Source organism: Siminovitchia sediminis (assembly GCF_042680885.1).
Classification (GTDB): Bacteria; Bacillota; Bacilli; order Bacillales; family Bacillaceae_C; genus Siminovitchia; species Siminovitchia sediminis.
Genome location: NZ_JBHUEO010000009.1, coordinates 22896 through 44334, shown reverse-complemented (window position 1 = coordinate 44334; position 21439 = coordinate 22896). Strand labels below are relative to the sequence as shown.

18 protein-coding genes and 1 riboswitch are annotated in these 21439 nt (G+C 44.2%); of the genes, 1 reads left to right on the top strand and 17 read right to left on the bottom strand.

Annotation, left to right across the window (positions count from 1 at the left end; genetic code table 11):
- Nucleotides 1–26 precede the first annotated feature (26 nt).
- Nucleotides 27–137, bottom strand: a riboswitch (TPP riboswitch).
- A gap of 229 nt (nucleotides 138–366) precedes the next feature.
- The 10 genes from ACFSCZ_RS05350 to ACFSCZ_RS05305 form a co-directional block, all read right to left on the bottom strand.
- Complete coding sequence (locus ACFSCZ_RS05350; RefSeq protein ID WP_380772756.1) at nucleotides 367–1605, bottom strand: helix-turn-helix domain-containing protein; 1239 nt, start codon at nucleotides 1603–1605, stop codon at nucleotides 367–369.
- A gap of 60 nt (nucleotides 1606–1665) precedes the next feature.
- Nucleotides 1666–2604: a TIGR01777 family oxidoreductase gene (locus ACFSCZ_RS05345; RefSeq protein WP_380772755.1), complete on the bottom strand. Its 939-nt coding sequence runs from the start codon at nucleotides 2602–2604 to the stop codon at nucleotides 1666–1668.
- A gap of 204 nt (nucleotides 2605–2808) precedes the next feature.
- Nucleotides 2809–3264, bottom strand: coding sequence for a hypothetical protein (locus tag ACFSCZ_RS05340; RefSeq protein ID WP_380772754.1), 456 nt, complete (start codon nucleotides 3262–3264; stop codon nucleotides 2809–2811).
- 213 nt (nucleotides 3265–3477) lie between these two features.
- Nucleotides 3478–4809, bottom strand: a complete 1332-nt coding sequence (locus ACFSCZ_RS05335) for a (Fe-S)-binding protein (RefSeq protein ID WP_380772753.1) — start codon at nucleotides 4807–4809, stop codon at nucleotides 3478–3480.
- Complete coding sequence (locus ACFSCZ_RS05330; protein WP_380772752.1) at nucleotides 4806–6212, bottom strand: FAD-binding oxidoreductase; 1407 nt, start codon at nucleotides 6210–6212, stop codon at nucleotides 4806–4808. Before ACFSCZ_RS05330 ends, ACFSCZ_RS05335 begins: the two co-directional genes overlap by 4 nt.
- 160 nt (nucleotides 6213–6372) lie before the next feature.
- The gene (locus ACFSCZ_RS05325) at nucleotides 6373–8250 is read right to left on the bottom strand and encodes a sigma 54-interacting transcriptional regulator (protein WP_380772750.1); all 1878 of its coding nucleotides are present in this window, start codon (nucleotides 8248–8250) and stop codon (nucleotides 6373–6375) included.
- A gap of 127 nt (nucleotides 8251–8377) precedes the next feature.
- A complete protein-coding gene (locus tag ACFSCZ_RS05320) occupies nucleotides 8378–9100 on the bottom strand; it encodes an amino acid ABC transporter ATP-binding protein (protein WP_380772797.1) in 723 nt (240 codons plus the stop codon).
- Nucleotides 9101–9114: 14 nt separating this feature from the next.
- Nucleotides 9115–9738, bottom strand: a complete 624-nt coding sequence (locus ACFSCZ_RS05315; protein ID WP_380772796.1) for an amino acid ABC transporter permease — start codon at nucleotides 9736–9738, stop codon at nucleotides 9115–9117.
- Nucleotides 9739–9852: 114 nt separating this feature from the next.
- Nucleotides 9853–10680, bottom strand: a complete 828-nt coding sequence (locus ACFSCZ_RS05310; RefSeq protein WP_380772748.1) for a transporter substrate-binding domain-containing protein — start codon at nucleotides 10678–10680, stop codon at nucleotides 9853–9855.
- Between the two features lie 157 nt (nucleotides 10681–10837).
- The gene (locus ACFSCZ_RS05305) at nucleotides 10838–11992 is read right to left on the bottom strand and encodes an aminotransferase A (RefSeq protein WP_380772746.1); all 1155 of its coding nucleotides are present in this window, start codon (nucleotides 11990–11992) and stop codon (nucleotides 10838–10840) included.
- Nucleotides 11993–12366: 374 nt separating this feature from the next.
- On the opposite strand from ACFSCZ_RS05305, the gene ACFSCZ_RS05300 reads away from it, so the two are divergent.
- The gene (locus tag ACFSCZ_RS05300) at nucleotides 12367–12519 is read left to right on the top strand and encodes a hypothetical protein (RefSeq protein WP_380772745.1); all 153 of its coding nucleotides are present in this window, start codon (nucleotides 12367–12369) and stop codon (nucleotides 12517–12519) included.
- 47 nt (nucleotides 12520–12566) lie between these two features.
- Here ACFSCZ_RS05300 and ACFSCZ_RS05295 read toward each other — a convergent pair whose 3' ends face one another.
- Genes ACFSCZ_RS05295 through ACFSCZ_RS05265 form a run of 7 tightly spaced genes read right to left on the bottom strand, consistent with a single transcriptional unit; the run spans nucleotide 12567 to nucleotide 21436 of the window.
- Nucleotides 12567–14207, bottom strand: coding sequence for a thiamine pyrophosphate-dependent enzyme (locus tag ACFSCZ_RS05295; RefSeq protein WP_380772744.1), 1641 nt, complete (start codon nucleotides 14205–14207; stop codon nucleotides 12567–12569).
- A gap of 29 nt (nucleotides 14208–14236) precedes the next feature.
- Nucleotides 14237–15820 (bottom strand): amidohydrolase, encoded by a 1584-nt coding sequence (locus ACFSCZ_RS05290; protein WP_380772743.1) that lies wholly within the window; start codon nucleotides 15818–15820, stop codon nucleotides 14237–14239.
- Nucleotides 15821–15843: 23 nt separating this feature from the next.
- Nucleotides 15844–17127: a TRAP transporter large permease gene (locus ACFSCZ_RS05285; RefSeq protein ID WP_380772742.1), complete on the bottom strand. Its 1284-nt coding sequence runs from the start codon at nucleotides 17125–17127 to the stop codon at nucleotides 15844–15846.
- A 34-nt stretch (nucleotides 17128–17161) separates the two neighbouring features.
- A complete protein-coding gene (locus tag ACFSCZ_RS05280) occupies nucleotides 17162–17671 on the bottom strand; it encodes a TRAP transporter small permease (protein ID WP_380772741.1) in 510 nt (169 codons plus the stop codon).
- Between the two features lie 40 nt (nucleotides 17672–17711).
- Nucleotides 17712–18761, bottom strand: a complete 1050-nt coding sequence (locus tag ACFSCZ_RS05275; RefSeq protein ID WP_380772740.1) for a DctP family TRAP transporter solute-binding subunit — start codon at nucleotides 18759–18761, stop codon at nucleotides 17712–17714.
- Between the two features lie 45 nt (nucleotides 18762–18806).
- Nucleotides 18807–19754, bottom strand: coding sequence for a D-2-hydroxyacid dehydrogenase (locus ACFSCZ_RS05270; RefSeq protein WP_380772739.1), 948 nt, complete (start codon nucleotides 19752–19754; stop codon nucleotides 18807–18809).
- A gap of 26 nt (nucleotides 19755–19780) precedes the next feature.
- Nucleotides 19781–21436, bottom strand: a complete 1656-nt coding sequence (locus ACFSCZ_RS05265; protein ID WP_380772738.1) for a M20/M25/M40 family metallo-hydrolase — start codon at nucleotides 21434–21436, stop codon at nucleotides 19781–19783.
- Between the last annotated feature and the right edge of the window lie 3 nt (nucleotides 21437–21439).

The window sequence follows — 21439 nt, the reverse complement described above, 5'->3', positions numbered from 1 at the left end:
GGGAAGTTGAACCCAGGCGCCATCGCTTGTGTAAAATAGGCGTTCCCTTCGCTGGTATAAGCCAGATCAGGTTCAAAGGGTCAGCATTTTCCCGAATGCTATCTCAACCGGCCCCACCGGTTCCCCTACTGCATGATTTATTCAAATATCATTATACATTACAATCCGGTGGAACCAAAGCAGAAGCGCCTGTTCCCGTTTTGACGCAAATAAAAAACGCTCCTAAAAAGGAGCAGTGTTCCAACCGTTTTTTAGATTGGCGGGAAAATTGGCGGTGACTGTGGTCCAACACCACCTCCGATAATCGGAGCAACGTAAATCGCCCAGGCAACGCCTGCTGTCAGCATAAGCTTTCTCATTTTCTCATCACCTTTCTGCTATTTTTTTATAATAATAGAGTGCTTTATCTGTATCTATTGCTGCATAATATGAAGCCAGAGATAAAGCAAACTTATTATAATCCTCAATATAAAAGAATTTATCCAAATAGGGGAGGACTTCTTCCTCTAAATAATTCATCGCCTTTTCTTTCTGGCCTTTTAATGAATACTGATAGTACCTGAAAATAAGCTGCTGCTTCTTCATGGTACTCGCCTTCGTTTCGCGCAAGATTTTCGTGATATTTCGAAGCGCTTCTTCCTTTTTCCCCTGTGTGATCAGCAATTCAGTATAACTGCACAGGCTGAGCAAATATTCATAATCGGTTTTGGCATGTTCCATGGACAGAAGATAATATTTGAATGCATCTTCAATTTTCCCTGTTTTCTCCAGCAGCAAGGCATAGTTGTTATACATGGCAGATATTAGTTCATCCGCATTAATTAAATTCATATTTTTAAATATATAACTATACTGTTCTTCGGCATTATCATACAATCCCAAGTCAGTGTAGGCGATTCCCAGTAAAAATTGAGTATGCAAAATTCTCAAATAATTGAATGTCCTGGAATATTCCTCCAAAGCCTTAAGCCCATAGGCCACACAACTGCTGTTGTCTTTCAGATTGCCAAAGTTGAATGCGATAAAATAATACAGTTCCGCTTTCCACGAGGATGGGAGCAAATCATTGGCTTCCACCTTTAACAGGATATCCAAGGAAGTTTTATATTCCCCTTTGAACATGAAGAAAATCGCATTTAAATATTCGCTGAGCTCTCTTTCCTGGGCAGCAAGTGAGTTGGCAATCTGCCTGATGATCTCCTGCTCCTTCTCAGCGCTCTCAATATCGTTAACAAGAAGAAAGTATCTGTATAAATATAAATGGTAGCGTGCTATGTAATTGGAGAAGGTGATATATTCCCGCTGCTCTTCCACACGGTGATAACATTCCGTTGCCCGTTTTTTGTCGTAGGACAGAACAGCATCCAGCAAATGAGAGAGATCGGCTGCAATTGATTTTGATGCTCTTTGAATCGAATCCAACGAAATACCCAAACGCTCAAGCAAGAGCATAATCGTTTCCTGATTTACCTCTTTGTTGTAATTCTCAAATTTGCTCAAATGAGTGACTGAGCAGATGCCCTGACATAGTTCGGACTGGGTCATATTTCGCAGTTGGCGGTGATACTTAATCAAAGCTCCGATATTTATTTTCTCCAAATCCATTGTTTCATCCTCTAGTCATGCTACTTATAGATAAATAGTAGCATATTTTGGTAGATAAATCTATTTTTTCTTAAAAAACCTGTATTTTTCATCATTTTGTAAAGTATCTGAAAGGGCCTCGTTCAACTTCGGAAATTGAAAATCATACTGAAGTTGGATTGCTTTTTCAGGGATTACCTGCTGTCCTTGAACGAGCATGCTGCTCATTTCACCAAGAGCCAGCTTTATGATTCCTTCCGGGACCGGAAGCCAATGAGGCTTTCTTAGAGAAGCACCGAGTATCTCTCCAAATGTTTTCATCGTCACAGGATGTGGAGCGGTTACATTGAAAGGGCCTTCAACTTCCGGCGTATGGATGGCGAACTGAATTATCCTTGCAGCATCCTTGACGTGAATCCAGGATACCCATTGTCTGCCCGATCCCAGCGTGCCGCCTATTCTGAACCGGTACGGAAGAGCCATTAACGGCAGGGCTCCCTTTGTACCCAGGACAAGTCCAAAACGGGCAAAAACGGTACGAACACCCAGCCGGTTGGCCTCAGCAGCCCGTTCCTCCCACTTTTGAACCGTTTTTGCCAGAAAATCATCTGCTGTACTTTGGTGTTTCTCCGTATAACAGCCGGTTTCGGACATGCCATAATAACCAACAGCAGAAGCATTCACCAACACTTTTGGTTTAGGCTCCAGCTTTCCGAGCAGTTCCAGAATCTGATCTGTTGCTTTCAGGCGGCTTCGGACAATCCGCTTCTTTTTTTGAGTTGTCCATCTGAGTCCGTTTATGGACTCTCCAGCCAGATTGACCACAGCATCTACATCGTTTAATTTTTCTTCGGGCCTGCTCCCTTCATTCAGCCACTCTACAGCTTTCAGCCGATCCGACTGTTCAATTTTTTCCGGATTCCGTGATAAGACCGTCACATGATTCTCACGATGAGACAGCAGCGTTTCCTGCAAGGCCTGTCCGACGAACCCGCTTCCGCCGGCAATAACAACGTGCATCGGCACTCCCCCTTTGCTGGCCATATCCATGCAGACATAGCGCAGATACATTCCCTCTACCTATAACATACTACTAATTCATGAAAATTCCAAAATTTAACTATCCTGCATGACACTTTCGACAATATTCGATGAATTTCGGGGCGTGACAGGCACCTGTCGAAACGAAAAAAGCCGGCCCCTAAGTAAGGGCCGGTCCCAGTATTAGGCTATGGTGATGGTTTGCAGTTCTTCCTGTGTTTTTTCCGTGATCGTGAATCCCAGGTTTTCCAGTGAGCGGATGATGTCATGGCAATATTCTCTGTGGGCAATGAGGAAGGTTCGATCTGTTTCGATTTGTTCTTTGACGCTGGACAGCATGGAAAACAGCGCAGCGGTTTTTTCATAGGTTTCATCTTTCGGCATATCTTTCAAAAGAGATGTGGCTTCCTCTGTGACCGGCAAAATCCATACTTCGCAGGGATGCGGCAAATCCAGCAGCCGGTTAAATACATCCATTTTCTCCAATGGTGTCCTCAGCGTATAATCGGTCAGTTCATACACGCAGGTTGTTGAATAGTCGATATGTGGAAAAGGCGAAGGATCACCTTTTACAAAAGATTTGATCATTAGATTTGCTTCCTGTTGTTGATCAAGATAGTGAGATTGCGTTGTACTCACTGTAATGCCCCCTCTCCATATTTGTACAACTTGGGGCGACGGGGTTGCGGCCAACCCGGTTTGCTTGCCTCAAGCTGTTTGATCCGCCGTATGGCTCTTTCTTTAAAATACTACATACCCCTCTATTAAAAACGTTAAACATGAGGTGCCGGAAAGTTTCATAATAATAAAAGAGCCCTGTGCTGCAGTTCCCTGCAGCACAAGGCTGAGTAATCAATGAATATCACAGGCTTCCGCCAGCACTTCCACAATATGCAATGCTTCGGTCTCTTCCGCACCGCTTCTTTCCACCCCGAGTCTCATCTGCAGTAAGCAGCCGGGGTTCGTCGTGACAATCGTTTGAGCTTTCGTTTCTTTCGCCTTCTCCATTTTATCATCCAGTATTTTCATAGATTCATCAAAATGGATGAGGTTATAAATTCCTCCCGAAGCGCAACAGCGGTCACTTCCCTCCATTTCCACATACGTGGCACCCGGAATGGAGCGAAGGAGTTCCCTCGGCTGGTCCGAGACCCCTTGAACATTTCTCAAATGGCATGAATCTTGATATGTGATCATTCCCTCCCAATTTTTTTTGAACGGAAGAGGCCCGAGTTCAACAAGAATTTCCGTGATATCTTTCGTTTTTGCAGCAAAGTCTTTTGCCCGCTCATGCCACTCAACGTCTTCTTTAAATAAGTCATCATATTCCCGAAGCATCGCCCCGCAGCCTCCGGCATTGTTAATAAAATATTCCGCCCCCGATGATTCAAATGCTTCAATATTAGCTTTTGCCAGCTCCTTGGCTTCTTCCATACTGCCCTGATGGGCATGAAGAGCACCGCAGCAATTCTGTCTTTTCGGAATAAAAACTTCACAGCCGACGCTCTGGAGAAGTTCAATTGTCAGCCGGTTGATTTTGGACATCACCGCATCCATAATGCAGCCAGGAAAAAAAGCCACAGTCATTTTTTTCGATCCTTTGGGAGCATATACATCCCCGAATTTATATCGTTTCCAAGGCGACTCAACCCTAGGCAGCACCTTTTCAAATTGCCCCATCGGCTGCGACACCTTTTCCACCAGCTTCAGATTTTGAGCCATTTTATTGACGCCTGTTTTTTGGTAAAGCCACGTGGCATTGCCAAGAAACCGAAGGCGGTTTTTGTGGGGAAAAAGGTTGTTCAATACTTGGTTCCGCATTTTCATTCCGGCTGAAGTTTCTTTCTGTTCTTCTTTTTGCTGTAACGTGATGACTTCTTTTGCTGCCTCGTAAATATGGCCATATGGCACATTCACTGGGCAGGCTGTCTCACAGGCACGGCAGCCCAGACATAGATCGATCGGCTCTGCAAGGTCTTTTTGTAAATCTATTTTCCCTTCTGCAGCCATTTTTACAAGATTGATACGGCCGCGGGGGGACTGAGCCTCACTTCCCATGGATTCATACGTCGGGCAGGCCGGCAGGCAGTATCCGCACTGTACGCACATATTTGCCGCTTCATACGTAAGGTCATGAAGAAGTGAGACATATTTATTTTCTTGTTTGTCAGCAGTGATTGTCATAATAACGCCACCTTTGTCTGGCCGGGCTCAGGAAAAATTTTTCCCGGATTTAAAATTCCATTCGGATCCCAGGCATCCTTGATTTTTCGCATCATCATGAGACCATCCTTGCCCAGCTCCATTTCCATATACGGAGATTTGAGCGTACCGATTCCATGTTCACCGGATAAAGTGCCGCCCAGTTCAATGGCCGCCTCAAAAATTTCACTGACTGCGTTCTCCACCCTTTTCATCTCTTCCACATTACGTTTATCGGTAATAATGTTCGGATGCAGATTCCCATCACCGGCATGGCCGAATACAACGAGATTCAAATTGTATTTATCCCGGATCGCATGCAGCTTTTCCATCATTTTCGGGATTTCGCTGCGCGGAACAGTGGCATCTTCAGATATTTTTGTCGGTCCCATCTGTGTAATCGCAGGAGACACCATTTTCCTCGCTTTCCAGATGCCTGCCCTTGATGCCTCGTCCTTGGCAACCTTGACTTCTGTTGCTCCTTGTTCAAAACAGATTTTTTCACATCTGCTGATTTCTTCTTCAATGGCAGCTTCATGGCCGTCGATTTCCACGATGATGATCGCTTCTGCCTCGACAGGCAAGCCGCTCGGGGTGTAATTTTCCACTGCCCGGATACACGCATTGTCCATTAATTCCATGGCACTCGGCAAAATGCCTGCAGCCAGAATCTGCGTAATCGCATGACCTGAATCAACCAGTCTATGAAATGACGCCAATAATGTTTTTCTTGCCTGCGGTTTGGGGATGAGCCTCAAAGTCGCTTCTGTCACAATTCCAAGCGTCCCTTCGGATCCAACGATGAGCCGGGTTAAATCATAACCCGTCACATTTTTCACCGTTTTCCCGCCGGTTCTGATGATTTCACCAGTGGGGGTAACTACCTCGAGACCAATGACATACTCTTTGGTAGTTCCATATTTCAATCCCTTGGGGCCACTGGAGTTTTCCAGCAAGTTCCCGCCGATCGTCGATACATGTGAACTACTCGGATCAGGCGGGTAGAAAAGTCCGGCTTCTTCGGCCTGCTGATGGATATCGCCCGTAATCACACTCGGTGTCACAATGGCCAATAAGTTTTCCCGATCGATGACCAGTTTCTTGGTAAACTGTGACATATCCAGGACGATGCCGCCTTTGACAGCAAGCGAACCGCCGCTCAAGGAAGTGGCCGCCCCTCTCGGATATACCGGAATTTTATATTCATTTGCCAATTTGATCAAAGCAGCGATTTGTTCTTTATTCTCGGGCTGCACGACCAAATCGGGCAAATATTCCCCAAAGGAGGCATCAAAGCTATACGAATATCGGTTGGCTAAATCTGTTAAGATCCTCTCTTTAGGAAAGATCGTTTGTAAGGATTGAAGAATTTTCTCTGTTTGCATATCGGTCACTCCATCTATCAGTCAAGTGAATCATTCACCCTTTTAATAATGCAAATACCATGCCAATAAAAAATATTGCCACAGCCCGGCGAAACATTCACACTGTTGTTTCAAAAATTAACATTATGTTTCACAACGTTTCACTTCACCGCAAAGAGTTTCAGTCAATATCGATGTTCCACTTTTTCAGTTTTCTCCAAAAAGTTGTCCGGCTCATACCTAATGAAGAAGCAGCTTTGCCTTTATGAAAATGATGCTGTTCAAGAGCTGCCAATATTCTTTCTTTCTCGGACATGTAGGTGATTTCGGCACTTTGTTCAGCAGATCGAATGGGCAGATGTTTCTCAATGTCATGGACATCAATGACAGTCCCCTTAAAAAGAACAGTCAAGCGTTCGCAAAAATTTTGCAGTTGCCGGACATTCCCCTCCCATGGTTCTTTTTTTAATCTTTCTTTGGCTTTTTCCGTCAGCCTTTTGTGTTTCATAAAGGCTTCGGCCAATACGGGGATATCCTCGGGATGTTCACGGAGAGAAGGCAGAAGAAGGTCCAGAACACTCAGGCGGTAAAATAGATCCGCCCTGAATTCATTGTTTTTCACCATTTCCATCAGGTCCCTGTTGGTTGCTGCGATAATCCTCACATCAACAGGAATTACTTTATCATCGCCGATTCTCATAATTTCTTTTTCCTGCAATACGCGGAGAAGACGGCTTTGAAGGCTGGGAGATATTTCTCCAATCTCATCCAAAAAGAGCGTTCCCCGGTGGGCAAGCTCAAAAAATCCCTGCTTTCCTCCCTTCATAGCACCTGTAAATGCACCTTCCGCATATCCGAACAACTCGCTTTCAAGAAGGCTTTCCGGGAGTGCAGCACAGTTGATGGCAACAAAAGGCTGATTCCTCCGGGTACTGTACTGATGAATACTTTGGGCAAACATCTCTTTTCCTGTTCCGGTTTCACCGACAATCAAAATGTTGGAGTCCGCTTCGCTATATAATTTTGCAGTTTTCACGGTCTGCCCGATCAAATCGCTTTCATATAAAATATCTTCAAAGGTATACTTTGCCGTAAGTCCCCGTGAATGAATTTTTTTCCGTATTTTCCCTTCCATTTCCTGGATGCCGGTAACATCCTGAAAGGCCACCATATCTCCGGTTCGTTTTCCTTTTAAAAAAATACCGGCTTTTTTCACAGACAATTGTATGGAGTTATAGGTCACGATTTCTTCTTGAAAAGGATCGCCGCTCAACAACAGGTCAAGGAATTTTCCCTTCTTTAAAATCTCATCAATCGGGCGGCCAATCAAATTCTCGTTGGATATGGATAAAATTTGTTGTGCGGAAGAATTGAACACCGAAATTCTCTTTCTTAAATCCACCGCAATGACACCTTCGTAGGCATGATCCAGAATCGTTTGGTAACGCCTCGCCTTTTCCTGTTCTTTTCTACTGACCACTGCCAGGCGTTTTGCTTCGACAAGGGCTTGACGGAAGGACTCCTTTCCTGTTTCAATGAGCATCGTCTGAATCCCGATTTGTTTGGCATATTTATTCGTATTGAGCCCGCTTAATATAATTTCACAGCCATCTTTTACTGCCTGGTCAACGGTTTTGTCAGAAGACGTAATGTCGTCTAAAATATATTTTTGAATCGGAAGATCAATGATCTCTTCCAAATTTTCCACTCCGTAGATCATATTCGCCGCTCCGATCACTGCTACTTTTTTCCTGCCGAAACGTTTTTTGGATTCAACCAGACTTCGAATCAAGTCAATGCCCTGCACAGGGATATCCACTATGGGGACCGCTTCATGGTACTCTTTTAGAAGTTTTGTCACCAACCCCCTTGAGATGATAACGTCCGCATCCAATGTGGTTTCCCTGATCTGATCTGTTGGAATCACCACTTCCTCCAGTTCAAATTCCAGATGTTCCTCCGGGGATTCCTTGGCTTCCTGGCGAATAAATTCTTCAAAGCGGTCCTGCGCATGTTTGATATAGTTTTCAGCAGGCACAACCAATTTAATTTTGATCAAAGGTATCTCCCCCAACTTGCTTCTATCCCTAGTGTAAACCGTCTGAACAAGCGCTGCCAGTCCCATACATACAAAAAAACGCCTGTCCATAGGGATGGAGCAAACGTTTTGATAACAAATGACCCATTTACAGTACTTTACTTAAAAATGCCTGAGTACGTTCTTCCTTCGGATTTCCAAATATTTGTTCCGGAGTACCTTCTTCCACAATGCGCCCCTGATCCAGGTACAGTACCTTATCCGCAACTTCTCGGGCAAATCCCATTTCATGGGTAACGACAACCATAGTCATTCCTTCTTCTGCCAGGCTTTTCATTACGCCCAGCACTTCCCCTACGAGTTCTGGATCCAACGCTGACGTGGGTTCATCAAAGAGCATCACTTTTGGCTTCATGGCCAGGGCCCGCGCAATGGCAACCCGCTGCTTCTGTCCTCCGGATAAAGTCCCGGGATATTGATTGGCTCTGTCCAGCAATCCGACTTTTTCCAAATATTCCTCAGCAATGTCAGTTGCTTCATTTTTGTCCATTCCTTTGACATGAACTGGGGCTTCGATCGTATTTTCCAGTACGGTCATATGAGGAAACAGATTAAAGTGCTGGAAAACCATTCCAACCTGTTCCCGAACTTTATTTAAATTATCCTTTTTTACATCAATCAAATTGTTTTCGATATAAATTTCTCCGCTGTCTTTCATTTCCAGAAAATTCAAGCAGCGCAAAAATGTGCTTTTTCCCGATCCGCTGGCACCGATCAATACAACGACTTCACTCTTTTTTACTTCCAGATCCACGCCTTGCAGAACTTTGAGAGAGCCGAAGCTCTTATGCAGATTGTTCACCCGGATAATGACGTCTTTCTCACTCATGCTGCCATTCCCCTTTCACTCTTGGACATTCTGTGTTCCAGCCGGTTGACAAGGAAGGTTAAAATGAGAACTAATATCAAATAATAGATTCCTACAATAATATAGTTTTCCATGGCCAGACCCGTTGATGAGGTAAGCCGCTGAGCGCGGTTAAACAAGTCTTGGAATCCGATAAATGCCACGAGAGAAGAATCTTTTAAAGCAATAATGAACTGGTTGCCGAGCGGCGGCAGAGCTCTTCTGAGCGCCTGCGGCAATATAATGCGCCGCATAGCCAGATTCGTTGGCATTCCCAAGCTTCTTGCAGCCTCCGTTTGCCCTTTATCAATGGATTGGATGGATCCCCTGAATATTTCCGCAATATAGGCCCCATTATGGACTCCAAGGGCAATCCCCCCAGCCCACAGCCGGCCTAGGTCCACAAACTCTACGAGCCCAAAGTATAAAATAAAGATTTGTACAATGAGCGGAGTTCCGCGAATAATATATATGTATATATCAGCGATAATCTCCAATACTTTGATTTTAGAAACTTTTAAAAAAGCAAAGAACAGTCCGATAACCAATCCAATGATTAAACCAAGCAGTGTAATTTTAACCGTAGCCCAAACCGCATCCATATAACCGGGAATCGTTTGAATAAGCAAGTCCCAAAAACTCAACACCAGTCCCCCCTTTTATGAAAACGGGTGTGCGCTGCTTTCTTGCACACCCGAGCCCTTCGATGTAATAGATTATTCTAAAATGTTTTCCCCGAACCATTTATTACTGATTTCGTCATATGTCCCATTGTCGATAACTGCTTGCAAAGCACGGTTAAATTCCTTCACCAGTTCCTCATTGCCTTTCTTAAATCCGGCTCCGATTTCTTCGTCATTTAACCTTTCGCTGATCGGTTTAATAGGCATATCTTCTTCTTCAATTTGCATATGTCCCACAAATTTATCAACGATGGCTGCATCAAGCCGGCCTGTCCCGGCAGCTAAATCCTGCAAGGCAACAACGTCACTGCTGTATGTAGCCAGGGTGTCCTCCGTAATAAATTCCAGGGCGGATTGCTCATGAGTACTTGAGGCAATTACTCCAATTGTTTTTCCTTCCAAATCGTCAGTTGACTTGATGTCATTATTGTCTTTATGAACGTACACGACACCGCCGCCACGGTAATATGGATCGGAGAAGTCAATGGCTTCTGACCGCTCTTCCGTGATCGTCATGCTCCCCATAATGGCATCCAGGCGCCCGCTGTTCACTTCTTCAATCAAAGCACCAAAGTCCTGAGTCGCTACCGGATTCGGCTCCAATCCCATTTCTTTGGCGATGGCTTCTCCCAATTCCACTTCAAACCCTGTAAGATTTCCATCGATATCTTCGAAATTAAACGGTTTGTATAAGCCGCTGAATCCAAAAGTAAACTTTCCTTCTTCAATTGTTTCTACCGTCGGTTCTTTGCTGCTTGTTTCCTCTCCGCTTGTCTCCGATGCCTCTTCGCTTGATCCTCCACAGGCTGCCAGCATGAAGAGCAGACTCACTCCCAATATCATCATCCATATCTTTTTCATTTCCATTCTCCTTTCATATGTTAATTGTTTATAGAAACAGCATATATCCTCGTCTTCACCACCTCCTTTTTATAAGCGCTTACATCTTTTGCTATTCAGCACTATCCTTCATACTCAGGGAAGGAGAAAAGTGCTGTAGAATGAGGACAGTCCGTTATTAAACTGTGACCGTACGTTTTACAAATCTCTCCAGCCGGTCTGCGCCTTCCGATAGTTTCTCCATGGAGCTTGCGTAGGAAATCCGTATATACCCTTCTCCATAGCGGGAGAATGCATCGCCGGGCACGACAGCCACTTTTTCTTCTTCCAGCAGCTTTAATGCGAAATCCATAGATTGATAGCCAAATTCCTTAATAGAAGGGAAGATATAAAAAGCGCCTTCAGGCTTACTTACCTTCAAGCCCATCTTGATTAACCTGTCATACATATAGTCCCTTCTTTTCTTATATTCTGACTGCATACTGTCCAGATCTCCGGTTTCTTTCGTTAAAGCTTCCAGTGCTGCATATTGGCTGATGGAACTGGCACATGTCGTGCTGTAAAGCTGAAGCTTGGTCATTTCTGAAATAATCTTTGCCGGCGCCATAGCCATCCCCAGTCTCCAACCCGTCATCGCGTGGGACTTGGAAAGACCGTTCAGAATAATTGATTTCTCCTTCATCTCAGGTATGGAACCGATTGAAAAATGCTGTTTGTCATAAAGCAATTCACTGTAAATTTCATCCGATAACACGTAAACATTTTTATCTTTTAACAGATCGGCAATATCATAAATTTCCTGTTCGCTCAAAGTGCGCCCTGTCGGATTGGACGGGTAAGAAAGAATGACGCAGCGCGTTTTATCCGTCAGCTTCTCTTTGATCATGTCAGCATTCACTTTAAAGCCGTTTGGAGCGGTATCAATATACACAGGAACAGCACCGGATAAAGTGGTCCCAGGCTCATAACTTGGAAAAAATGGAGCCGGAATAATTACTTCAGAACCCTCTTCCAGAATAGTCCTTAATGCCAAGTCAATCCCCTGGCTGGCACCTGACGTAATTAAAATTTCATCTTCCGCCCGATAGGAAAACCCATATTTACGGTTCATGTATCGGCTGGCTGCTTCTCTTAATTCAATCATTCCCGCGGTATTGGTGTAGGCGGTCATGTTATTTTGTATGGCCTTCACGCCGGCCTCCTTAATGTACTCGGGAGTAGGAAAATCCGGCTGCCCCATCGTGAGGTTAATGACATCGGGGTCCTTTTCAGCCAAGCCGGCAATCACGCGGATTCCCGAGATATGAACATTATGTAAGCGGGGGTTTATCATTTATATAGATCCTCCAATAATTATAGAAATAATATATAGTTTGTAATATTTTCGTAATATTATAATGTTTCATTCTATGAATGTCAATGAGGTGTTGTCAAGAATAGATTTCCAGTAAAAATCCGTATACACAGTACCTGTCACGAGACACGCTGCCCTGCAACCGGATATCCCATCTACAATTTCGAGGAGCTTGCTTCTGCTATCGGAATTTCTCACACTACTCCCGCCGATTAAGCGGAACTTCTCTCTTGATCGGGAGGGGTTCTGTCCTAATCCCTATCGAGCGGCAGATTTCTTATTTGCTCTGTAAGATTTACACCTTAATCCTACCGAGTAACTGGATCCCTCTCTTGATCGGGAGGGTTTACACCGTGATTACCGATTTAGCAGGTTCCTCTCTTGACCGGGAAGGTTTCCACCATATTTCTATCGGGTTAGTATCCTCTTTTACCCTGCATCAGCTGATTGGGATTATGAAATATATCAAAAAGCATATCACCGCAATATTTGTATTTTCACGATGATATGCCCTATCAAAGCAATCTTGGATGTGTCCGTTAACCTATCAGATTTATTTTGCAGCCTGCGCAGCTGACATGATGTTTGGGTCTGTCTGAACCTCGATGACAAACGGTTTATCGCTTTGAAGAGCACGCCTGAAAACAGGAAGAAACTCTTCATTTGCTTGGACCGTCTCCCCTTCACAGCCAAATTGCTTAGCCACTTCTGCAAAGGAAGGGTTTGTGAGAGGTGTTGCCATGACACGGCCCGGAAAATGGTTTTCCTGGTGGGCACGGATCGTTCCATACATATTGTTGTTGACTACGATGGCCACCACTGGAAGGTTTCCCCTGACGGCTGTTTCCAATTCAACCAGCGTCATCATAAATCCGCCGTCACCCGAGAATGAAATAACGGTTTTGTCCGGGCACGCCGCCTTTGCGCCGATGGCAGCCGGCAAACCATAGCCCATTGCCCCTGAGGTCGGTCCAATGTATTGCTTTTCATCCGAGAATCGGAAATATCTGGCAAGCCATCCATAAAAGTTCCCGGCGTCACTGGTTAAAATACTATTGTCGGGAACTTCAGACATCACATCGGCCATCACCGCATTCATCTCTGCAAAATTTCCAGACTCCGATGGAGCTGGCGGTGTGGAAAAGGCCAGATACGCTTCATGACGTTCCTGTACCAATTGTTCACGTTTTGCATCTTTTACAGGTTCCGCAGTCTCCAGACACTTCTGCAAAAATTTCTTTGCATCAGACACAATCCCCATATCCGCCGAGTAAGCTTTTCCTATCGAATCCGGCGATATATCCACTTGAATCAGTTTGGACTCCTCATTCAATAACGTATAGTCCTGTGTTGTTATTTGAGAGAAACGAGTACCGACAGACAACACAAGATCTGCATTCTGTATATAGCGGACCAAACTTGGATCCAAGCCAAATCCCAGCCAGCCTGCATAATGGGGATGATCGTTGGCCAAGACATTGAATCGCCTGAAGGCTGAAGCAACAGGAACCTGAAGCTTTTCAGCCAATGCGGCCAGTTCGTTCTGCGCCCCGGAAGCAATCACACCTCCGCCCGCAATGATGATCGGCTGTTTCGCCTGGCTGAGTTGGTCCAATACTTTTTGTACAGTTGCGTCGCTTGCTTCGGGCACTTCAGCTTCTACAATCGTGCCTTCCTTATAGTCAATAACATCTTCCAGCATGTCGTGCGGCAGCGAAACCACCACGGGTCCCGGCCTGCCTGAACGGGCAACGTAGAAAGCGCGATGAAGAAGCTCGGGAATTCTTTCCGCAGAGTCGATTTCCACCGCCCATTTGCACAGGTGGCTGAAATATGCCGCAAAATCCACTTCCTGAAAAGCTTCTCTCTCTTTAAACGGTCTTTCCACTTGTCCAATTAAGGCAACAAGCGGCGTCGAATCCTGCATAGCTGTATGGAGCCCGATGGATAGATTGGTCGCACCCGGCCCCCGTGTAGCCATACATACGCCTACTTTTCCGGAAGCTTTGGCATAGGCTTCCGCCATAAAAGAAGCGCCGCCTTCATGGCGAGTTGAAATCAGTTCGATGGAAGGATGTTCGTATAGGCCGTCAATAACCCCAAGGTAACTTTCCCCTGGAACGCAAAAGGCCTTTTCAACCCCTTCTTTCTCTAAAACTTCTACAACAATATGTCCGCCTGATAAATTTTTCATATGGGCTCTAATCCTCCGGTTTGTTCATTTCATTTACTGTAGACAATTTCTCCCCCGATAATCGTCATTTCGACCTCAGTTTTTTTAATTTCATCCGCTGAAAAACCGAGAAAGCCTTCCGGAAGAACAACCATATCCGCCAGCTTGCCTTTTTCCAGTGAACCTTTCAGGTCTTCCTCAAAGGAGGCATATGCAGCATTCACCGTATACATACTCAAGGCTTCGCGGAGACTGATTCTTTGATCAGGAATAAACACATGATGTTTTACGGTCGTCCTGTCCATGGCTACAGCCATTCCCAACAGGGGAGAGCTTGGAATAATCGGGCAATCTGAGCTTCCCGCAGGTTTTAAACCGGCATGGATAAAATTTTTATTGGCAAAAACATTGTCTACCGCCGGTTCATTTAAGTTTTCCATGTATACGTCTCCGGCAAAATATACAAGGGACGGCTGAGGAACCGGGATGGCTCCTAATTTTTTCATACGGGCCAAGATTGCCTTATCCGTAACAGTCGAATGTTCGATTCGATGGCGAAGATTGGGCTTGGGGTCATCCTCATACAATTTCTCGTACACATCGAGCACCTGTTGAATCGTACGGTCCCCAATTGCATGAACTGCGATTTGTTTGTTCTGGCTGTGGGCAATCTTTGCCCTTTCGAACAGTTCGTCAAAGGTGTAGAGAAGCATCCCTTTTTCTCCGGGTGAATGCTTAAAGTCTTGGGACACAGCGGCTGTTTTTCCGCTGAGTGTACCATCGCCAAAGAATTTCATCGATCCCATTTTTAAACGATGGTCCCATTCATAGGAAGAATACGATTCCAGAAACTCTTCGAAAACATCTTGCATAACCATGACGTACATTCGAACATTTAATGTTCCTTCTTCTTTCATTTCCGCCAGAACATCAAATTCCTTAAAAGCATCTGAGAAAAAGCCCAGTCCTGCTTCGTGGACACTTGTAATGCCTTCCTTTACATATTGGTCGTTAGCCAGCTTTACAGCATGCTTCATCTGATCTCTTGTATAAGGAGGCATCACATTTTCAACTAGGGTCTTGCCTTGTTCAACAAGTACACCTGTTACTTCTCCAGAATCATCTTTTTCAATCATTCCGTTATTCACTGTGGTATCATTCGTTATACCGGCCAGCTCCAGTGCCCTATCATTGACCGCCGCAGCATGATGGCAATATCTCATAATATAAATAGGGTTTGGTATTCCCTCAAAATCGCTTTTATGGAGATTTCTCATTTCTTTAAAGCCGGCTTCATCATAGCCCCAGCCAATAATCCATTCATCCGGGCTGCTTGCTTTGGCTCTTTCCTTAATAGCTGAAACGACTTCCTCAATAGAATTTTTTCTGCAATTAACGTTTGCCAAGTTAAAGCCGAAATTAATCATATGCTGGTGAGCATCGATGAAGCCTGGCGTTACCGTTCTCCCCTCCAAGTCGATCACCTTTGTTTGAGGGGTGCTGTAGTGTAATATCTCATCATTGGTACCGGTTGCCATAATTTTTCCGTCTTTTACGGCCACTGCTTCCGCAAGGCGAAAATTCCGGTCCATTGTAACAACTGTCCCATGATGCATAATCAGATCCGGGTTCAATGTTCGGTACACTCCTTCTATCTCTATTTCATCAGGTTAGGGAGCCACAAGGACAATTGTGGTACATATGTGATGATCGCCAATGCAACGAGCATCGTGATAAAAAGCGGTACAATTCCTTTTGCCACCTGGTCAAACGGCACTTTCCCCACCGCAGACGCAACAAACAAGTTGACCCCGACCGGAGGAGTGATAAAGCCAATGGCCAAGTTGACGACCATAATCACACCAAAATGAATTGGGTCTACGCCAATTTGTACTGCAACAGGCAATAAGATAGGTGTCAAAATGACAATGGCTGCGACCGTATCAATAAAAGCACCAACTACTAGTAAAAAGAGATTGATTAATAGCAGAATCACAATCGGATTGTCAGAAGCTCCCATGATCCCTTCGGCAATCTTGGATGGAATCCGCTCGATTGTCAGCAAATAGGCAAAGGCGATGGACAAACCGACCATATATAAAGTGGCACCGGTAATTTTAACGGTTTCTATAATACTGTCATATATATCTTTCCATTTTAGTTCCCGGTAAATGAATACCCCTACAAAGAGTCCATAGACAATAGCGACAGCAGCTGCTTCGGTCGGAGTAAAGATGCCCGCATAAATTCCGCCAAGAACAATAATTGGAGTCAGCATTGCCCAAATAGCCTTGTAAAAAGTTTCCCATACCCTTTTCAATTGCATTTTTTCTTTTTCATTATCTACTTTTTTCAGTGTAATAATGATAAAAGAAACCACCATGAGAAGAATACCGATTAAGACACCTGGAAACACACCGGCCATAAACAGATCGCTGATCGAAAGGCTTCCGGTAACTCCTAAGAGTACAAACGGAATACTAGGCGGAATCACAACACCTATGGAGCCCGCTGTAGCTGTTAATGCTGGTGAAAAACCGTCGCCGTATTGTTTTGCCCGCATGGCAGGAATCATAAATGAACCGATAGCCGCAACTGTGGCCGGACCGGATCCTGAGATCGCCGCAAAAAACATACAGGCAAGAACCGTCACCATTGCCAAACCGCCTGTCATAAATCCCACAAGGGAGCCGGCAAAGTCCAAAAGTCTTCTAGAGACTCCGCCTTTCCCCATAAGAACCCCAGCGAGAGTAAAAAACGGGATGGCCATCAGTGGAAACGAATCCAAGGATGTAAATGATTTCTGTGCTATCGTACCAAGGCTGACATTATCCGCAGCAAACAAAATGGTAACGAGAGTCGACACACCGATTGAAATACCAATCGGTACACTTAAAAAGATTAAAAGAAACAAAGTTCCAAATAAAACCGCTATCGTCAAGGGGATCCTCCTCACTTGTCATAACCCGTAAGGATTATTGGTTTAAATCGTGTGGTGATGTGCTTTCTAATTGTTCCGGGTCTTTAAAAATCAGGATCGCCTGCTGAATTAAACGGATACCCATTAATACACCGCCAACAGGGACTGCCAAATACACAATCCACATTTCAGCCCCAAGAGAAGGACTTACCTGGTTTGTAGCTTGAACCTGTAGAACAAAGTTTGTTCCTTCAATCGCCAAAAACGCAGCAAACCCGAACCATATAATTAAAACGATCAGCTCTAAGATTTGTTTAATACGCTTGGAGAAGCGGTCTTTAAGAATTTCAACCCGTATATGGGCATTTTTGGTTACGGCATAACTGGCAGCGATCCACGCTATCCATATTAATAGATAGCGTGCCAATTCCTCGCTCCAGCCAAATGAAAAGTTCATTACAAACCTGGCAAACACTTGTCCAACCACTAAAACGACCAATAGGATCGTGCTTGCCACCAATATCCATTCTTCAAGCTTCTCATTTAGTATCTGTTTGAGTTTCATTGATCAAACTCCCTCTTCTTTTGAGAAAACAATACGATGCTTATTCGTTCGCTGCTCTTGCCATGTCGATGAGGTCTTCTCCAATGTCTCCGGAGTACTTATCATAAATTGGCTGCAACGCCTCAGCAAAAGCCTCTTTCTGCTCAGCTGTCAATTCATTGATCTCCAATTCTTGTTCCAACTCTGCCAATTTCTCTTCATCCTGCTGTTGAGTTGTTTCGCGCTGTGTTTGGTTGTACACATTTGTCATGGATTCCTGCAGAATCTCTTGCAGGTCTTCCGGCAAGCTGTCATAGAAATCTTTATTCATCACTGAAATGATTGGAGCAAATGTATGGCTGCTCAATGTCATATATTCTTGTACTTCATAAAACTTCATAGAAGAGACAAGTGATATCGGGTTATCCATTCCGTCGTATACCCCTTGCTGGAGAGCTGAATATAATTCACCAAAAGCAAGCGGAGATGAATTTGCCCCCAACGTATTAAACATATCTTCGTAAACTTTGTTTTCCATAACCCTCATTTTAAGTCCTTGCATATCCTCCGGCTTTTCAATCGGACGCTTGCTATTCAAAAGATGTCTGAATCCGTTCTCACCATATCCCAAGCTTACTAATCCAATTTCACTTACTTTTTCGTTTAAAGCATCACCCAAATCGCCATCCATCGCTTTATAAGCAGCTTCTCTGGAATCAAACAAGAAAGGTAAATCAAAAATTGAAAACTCAGGTGTAAAAGTTGCCATTGTCGGTGTTGCAACAACTGTCATTTCAATGTTATTTAATTGAACCGCCTCAACCGCTTCTCTGTCAGATGCATACAACTGGCCGTTTGGATACAGCTCAATTTGAATTCTTCCATCAGACTTTTCCTCAATATCTTCTTTAAATGCCAAGCCAGCAATGTGAGATGCATGGTCTTCAGGTACAGAATAGGCTACCCGGATTGTATACGTATCATCAGAACCACTGTCTCCGCTGTCACCGCCAGCCTCTTCTGAACCACCGCCGCATGCTGCAAGCACCATCGTCATCGATAGGAGTATTGTAAGAACGAGCATAAATGGTTTCTTCTTGAAAATTGTCATGTTTCTTTCCCTCCAATTAAATGGTTTTAATTAAATGTATGTTTATTAATATCCTCGAACAGGGTCGATGAGAAATGTTAATTCCTTTCCATTCTTATAAGCGGGATAGTTCTCTTCGAAAATATTGATACTTCGCTCAAAGAACCGAACAGACTTGCCTGATAAATGTGGGGTAATAAGGATATTTTCTACATCCCACAATGGACTGTCCTCTGGTAGGGGCTCCTCATCAAAGACGTCAAGGGCTGCTCCTTTTATGTCTCCATTCACGACGCTTTGGATCAGAGCATTGTCATCAATTAGAGGCCCCCGTCCAATATTGATCAGATACGCATCTTCTTTCATCAATTTCAATTCTTTTTTACTGATGAAATTGCGTGTTTGTTCCGTTTCCGGAAGAAGCAATACGACAAAGTCGCATTGTCTGAGCATCTCGTCTTTGCTATTCCATGTATACACTTCATCAAATGGCTCCACTGGACGGCCGGATGTGTTAAATCCCAACACCTTCATATCGAAAGCTTTTGCTTTATTCGCCACTTCCTGACCAATCGTACCAGTCCCAAATATCCCCATTGTCTTGCCTTTTACTTCATCCACCAGTTTAGTTCTGTCAAATTTTCGGAGCTTTTGGTTGCGGATAAAGCGCTCAATATCACGTGTCACGTACAGCACAATGCTCATGACATATTCTGACATGGGAGAATTGTAAATCCCTCTTACATTGGTCAGCATAATTCCCCGTTCGCTTACCGCATCCAAAGCGATATGTTCCACACCAGTCTGAAACACTTGAATCCATCTCAGAGCCGGCATGCGATCAAGTAAATCTGCATTTATATTCTCTAAACCGTAAGTGATTAAGATCTCGACTTGATCTAATGGAGCGATTAAGTTTTCCAAATTTGGATCCACGAGGACCGGCATGTCCACTATCTCTTTAATTCGTTCTACATGCTCATCAGGCATATCATAGACGGTGATCAATAGCATAGGAATACCCCCTTTTCTCCCACAGATTATTTATTTAATACTTTTAAACAATAATTCTTTAATAAGGAAGGCAGTACACCGAATGTATAAGGCTTATAGACACGCTCTGTCTTTTTATGGGCATCCTTGCCCCATGTGCCAAAGTTCATGGCCGGTATGTTGAGCTTCCTAATTTTTTCAATCGGTACAGGGTATAAGGTGTCCATTCCCGGAAAATTGCTCTTTAGCACTTTGACCTCTTCATCCGTATCATCCAGACATAAATAGCTGCTGTCAGTTAACGATGGGAAGAATTTATGGACTGCAAATGTATCTCCCGTCTCGGCTTCAGTTTCCTGGATGAGCGCATTCAATTTTTCCAGCAAATCTTGTTCTTTCTTCGACTTTCCTTTAACAAAGTTTCTTGGAACGTACGGGGTGGCGAAAAACAACACGATGACCGGTGACTGGTCGTTGTCGAGCAACAGCAGCTCTTCCACCATGAGACGTCCTACTTCTCTAGGATCCAACTCTTTTGCATGTTGGTCCAAGATCCTGTTCAAACGCTCATTTACTTTTTCACCATGAAGATCGAAAACTTTGTTATACAGCTCTTCATACGTGACCACTCTTGTCTTCCATGACAGCTGCTTATACTGCATTCCAGACCTCTCACAGTGTCTATTGTACTGGGTATTCAACGTTTCAATCACATCATCAAAGGCTTCTCTGGCTATACCCTGCAGCTGATCCAAAATTTTATCAGGCGTAATTTGATGCACATAATAGTTAAAATACACGAAACTTGAAATAGGTGTCTGGACGTTATAGGTTGGCTTCAAATCTTTTTGCTTCAGGGTAACCGGCGGCTGAGTCACTTCACCTTCTGCCTCATCCGCCAAGTCGGCATTTAAATCTATTCTTCTTGTAATCTCGGAAGCTATTAAATTAGGATCCAATCCTTCATACGCCTGTCCCACATGTGTTTCTTTGCCTCGGATATAAAAAGACGGCAGCAACTTTCCAACAGATCCCAAATAGATATACCTGGTCAAATCTCCCTTGTATAAAGGACCCACGAAGTCCGTATTAATCGCACATTCAAAGTCGATCTGCTCTTCTGACTGCAGCCTTTCCAACTCCGGAAGGACATCGATGATTCCCCCGTGTGTTGTTTCTTCGATCGGGTTCGTCATGAATAAAATATTCCCTGTAAATACGTGTCTGTTCTCAGATAAATACTTTAGTACGAGTAAATGTGCAGCTGCTCCGCTTTTCATGTCAACCGAGCCGCGCCCAAAGAGCCAGTCACCTGATTCCAGGTCCGCCCTAACCTCTGGCAGCAGATCAGTTTCTTTCAGTCTCTCCATCAGCTCATAGGGATGTGCAGCGTATTCTTTCAGGCTCCCAAAATCATCAATGGTCACTGTGTCGGTGTGTGCATGCAAGAGAATGGTTTTATCGGACGGTTCCTCACTTTTTAAAAGGGCAAGCACACTTTTTCTCTGCAGGGGATCGTCGTCTACTGTTTTTGTCCATACCTGCTGAGGGTGTTCCTCAAAATAAGGATAACTTCTTAATATATTTTCAATTTTATCCGCTATCTCAACTTCACCCGCTGTACCGTTTACACTCTTGACATTGACCAGCTCTACGGTCAGTCTTTCCATTTCTATTGCAATCTCATTGACATCCCAACGCAATTG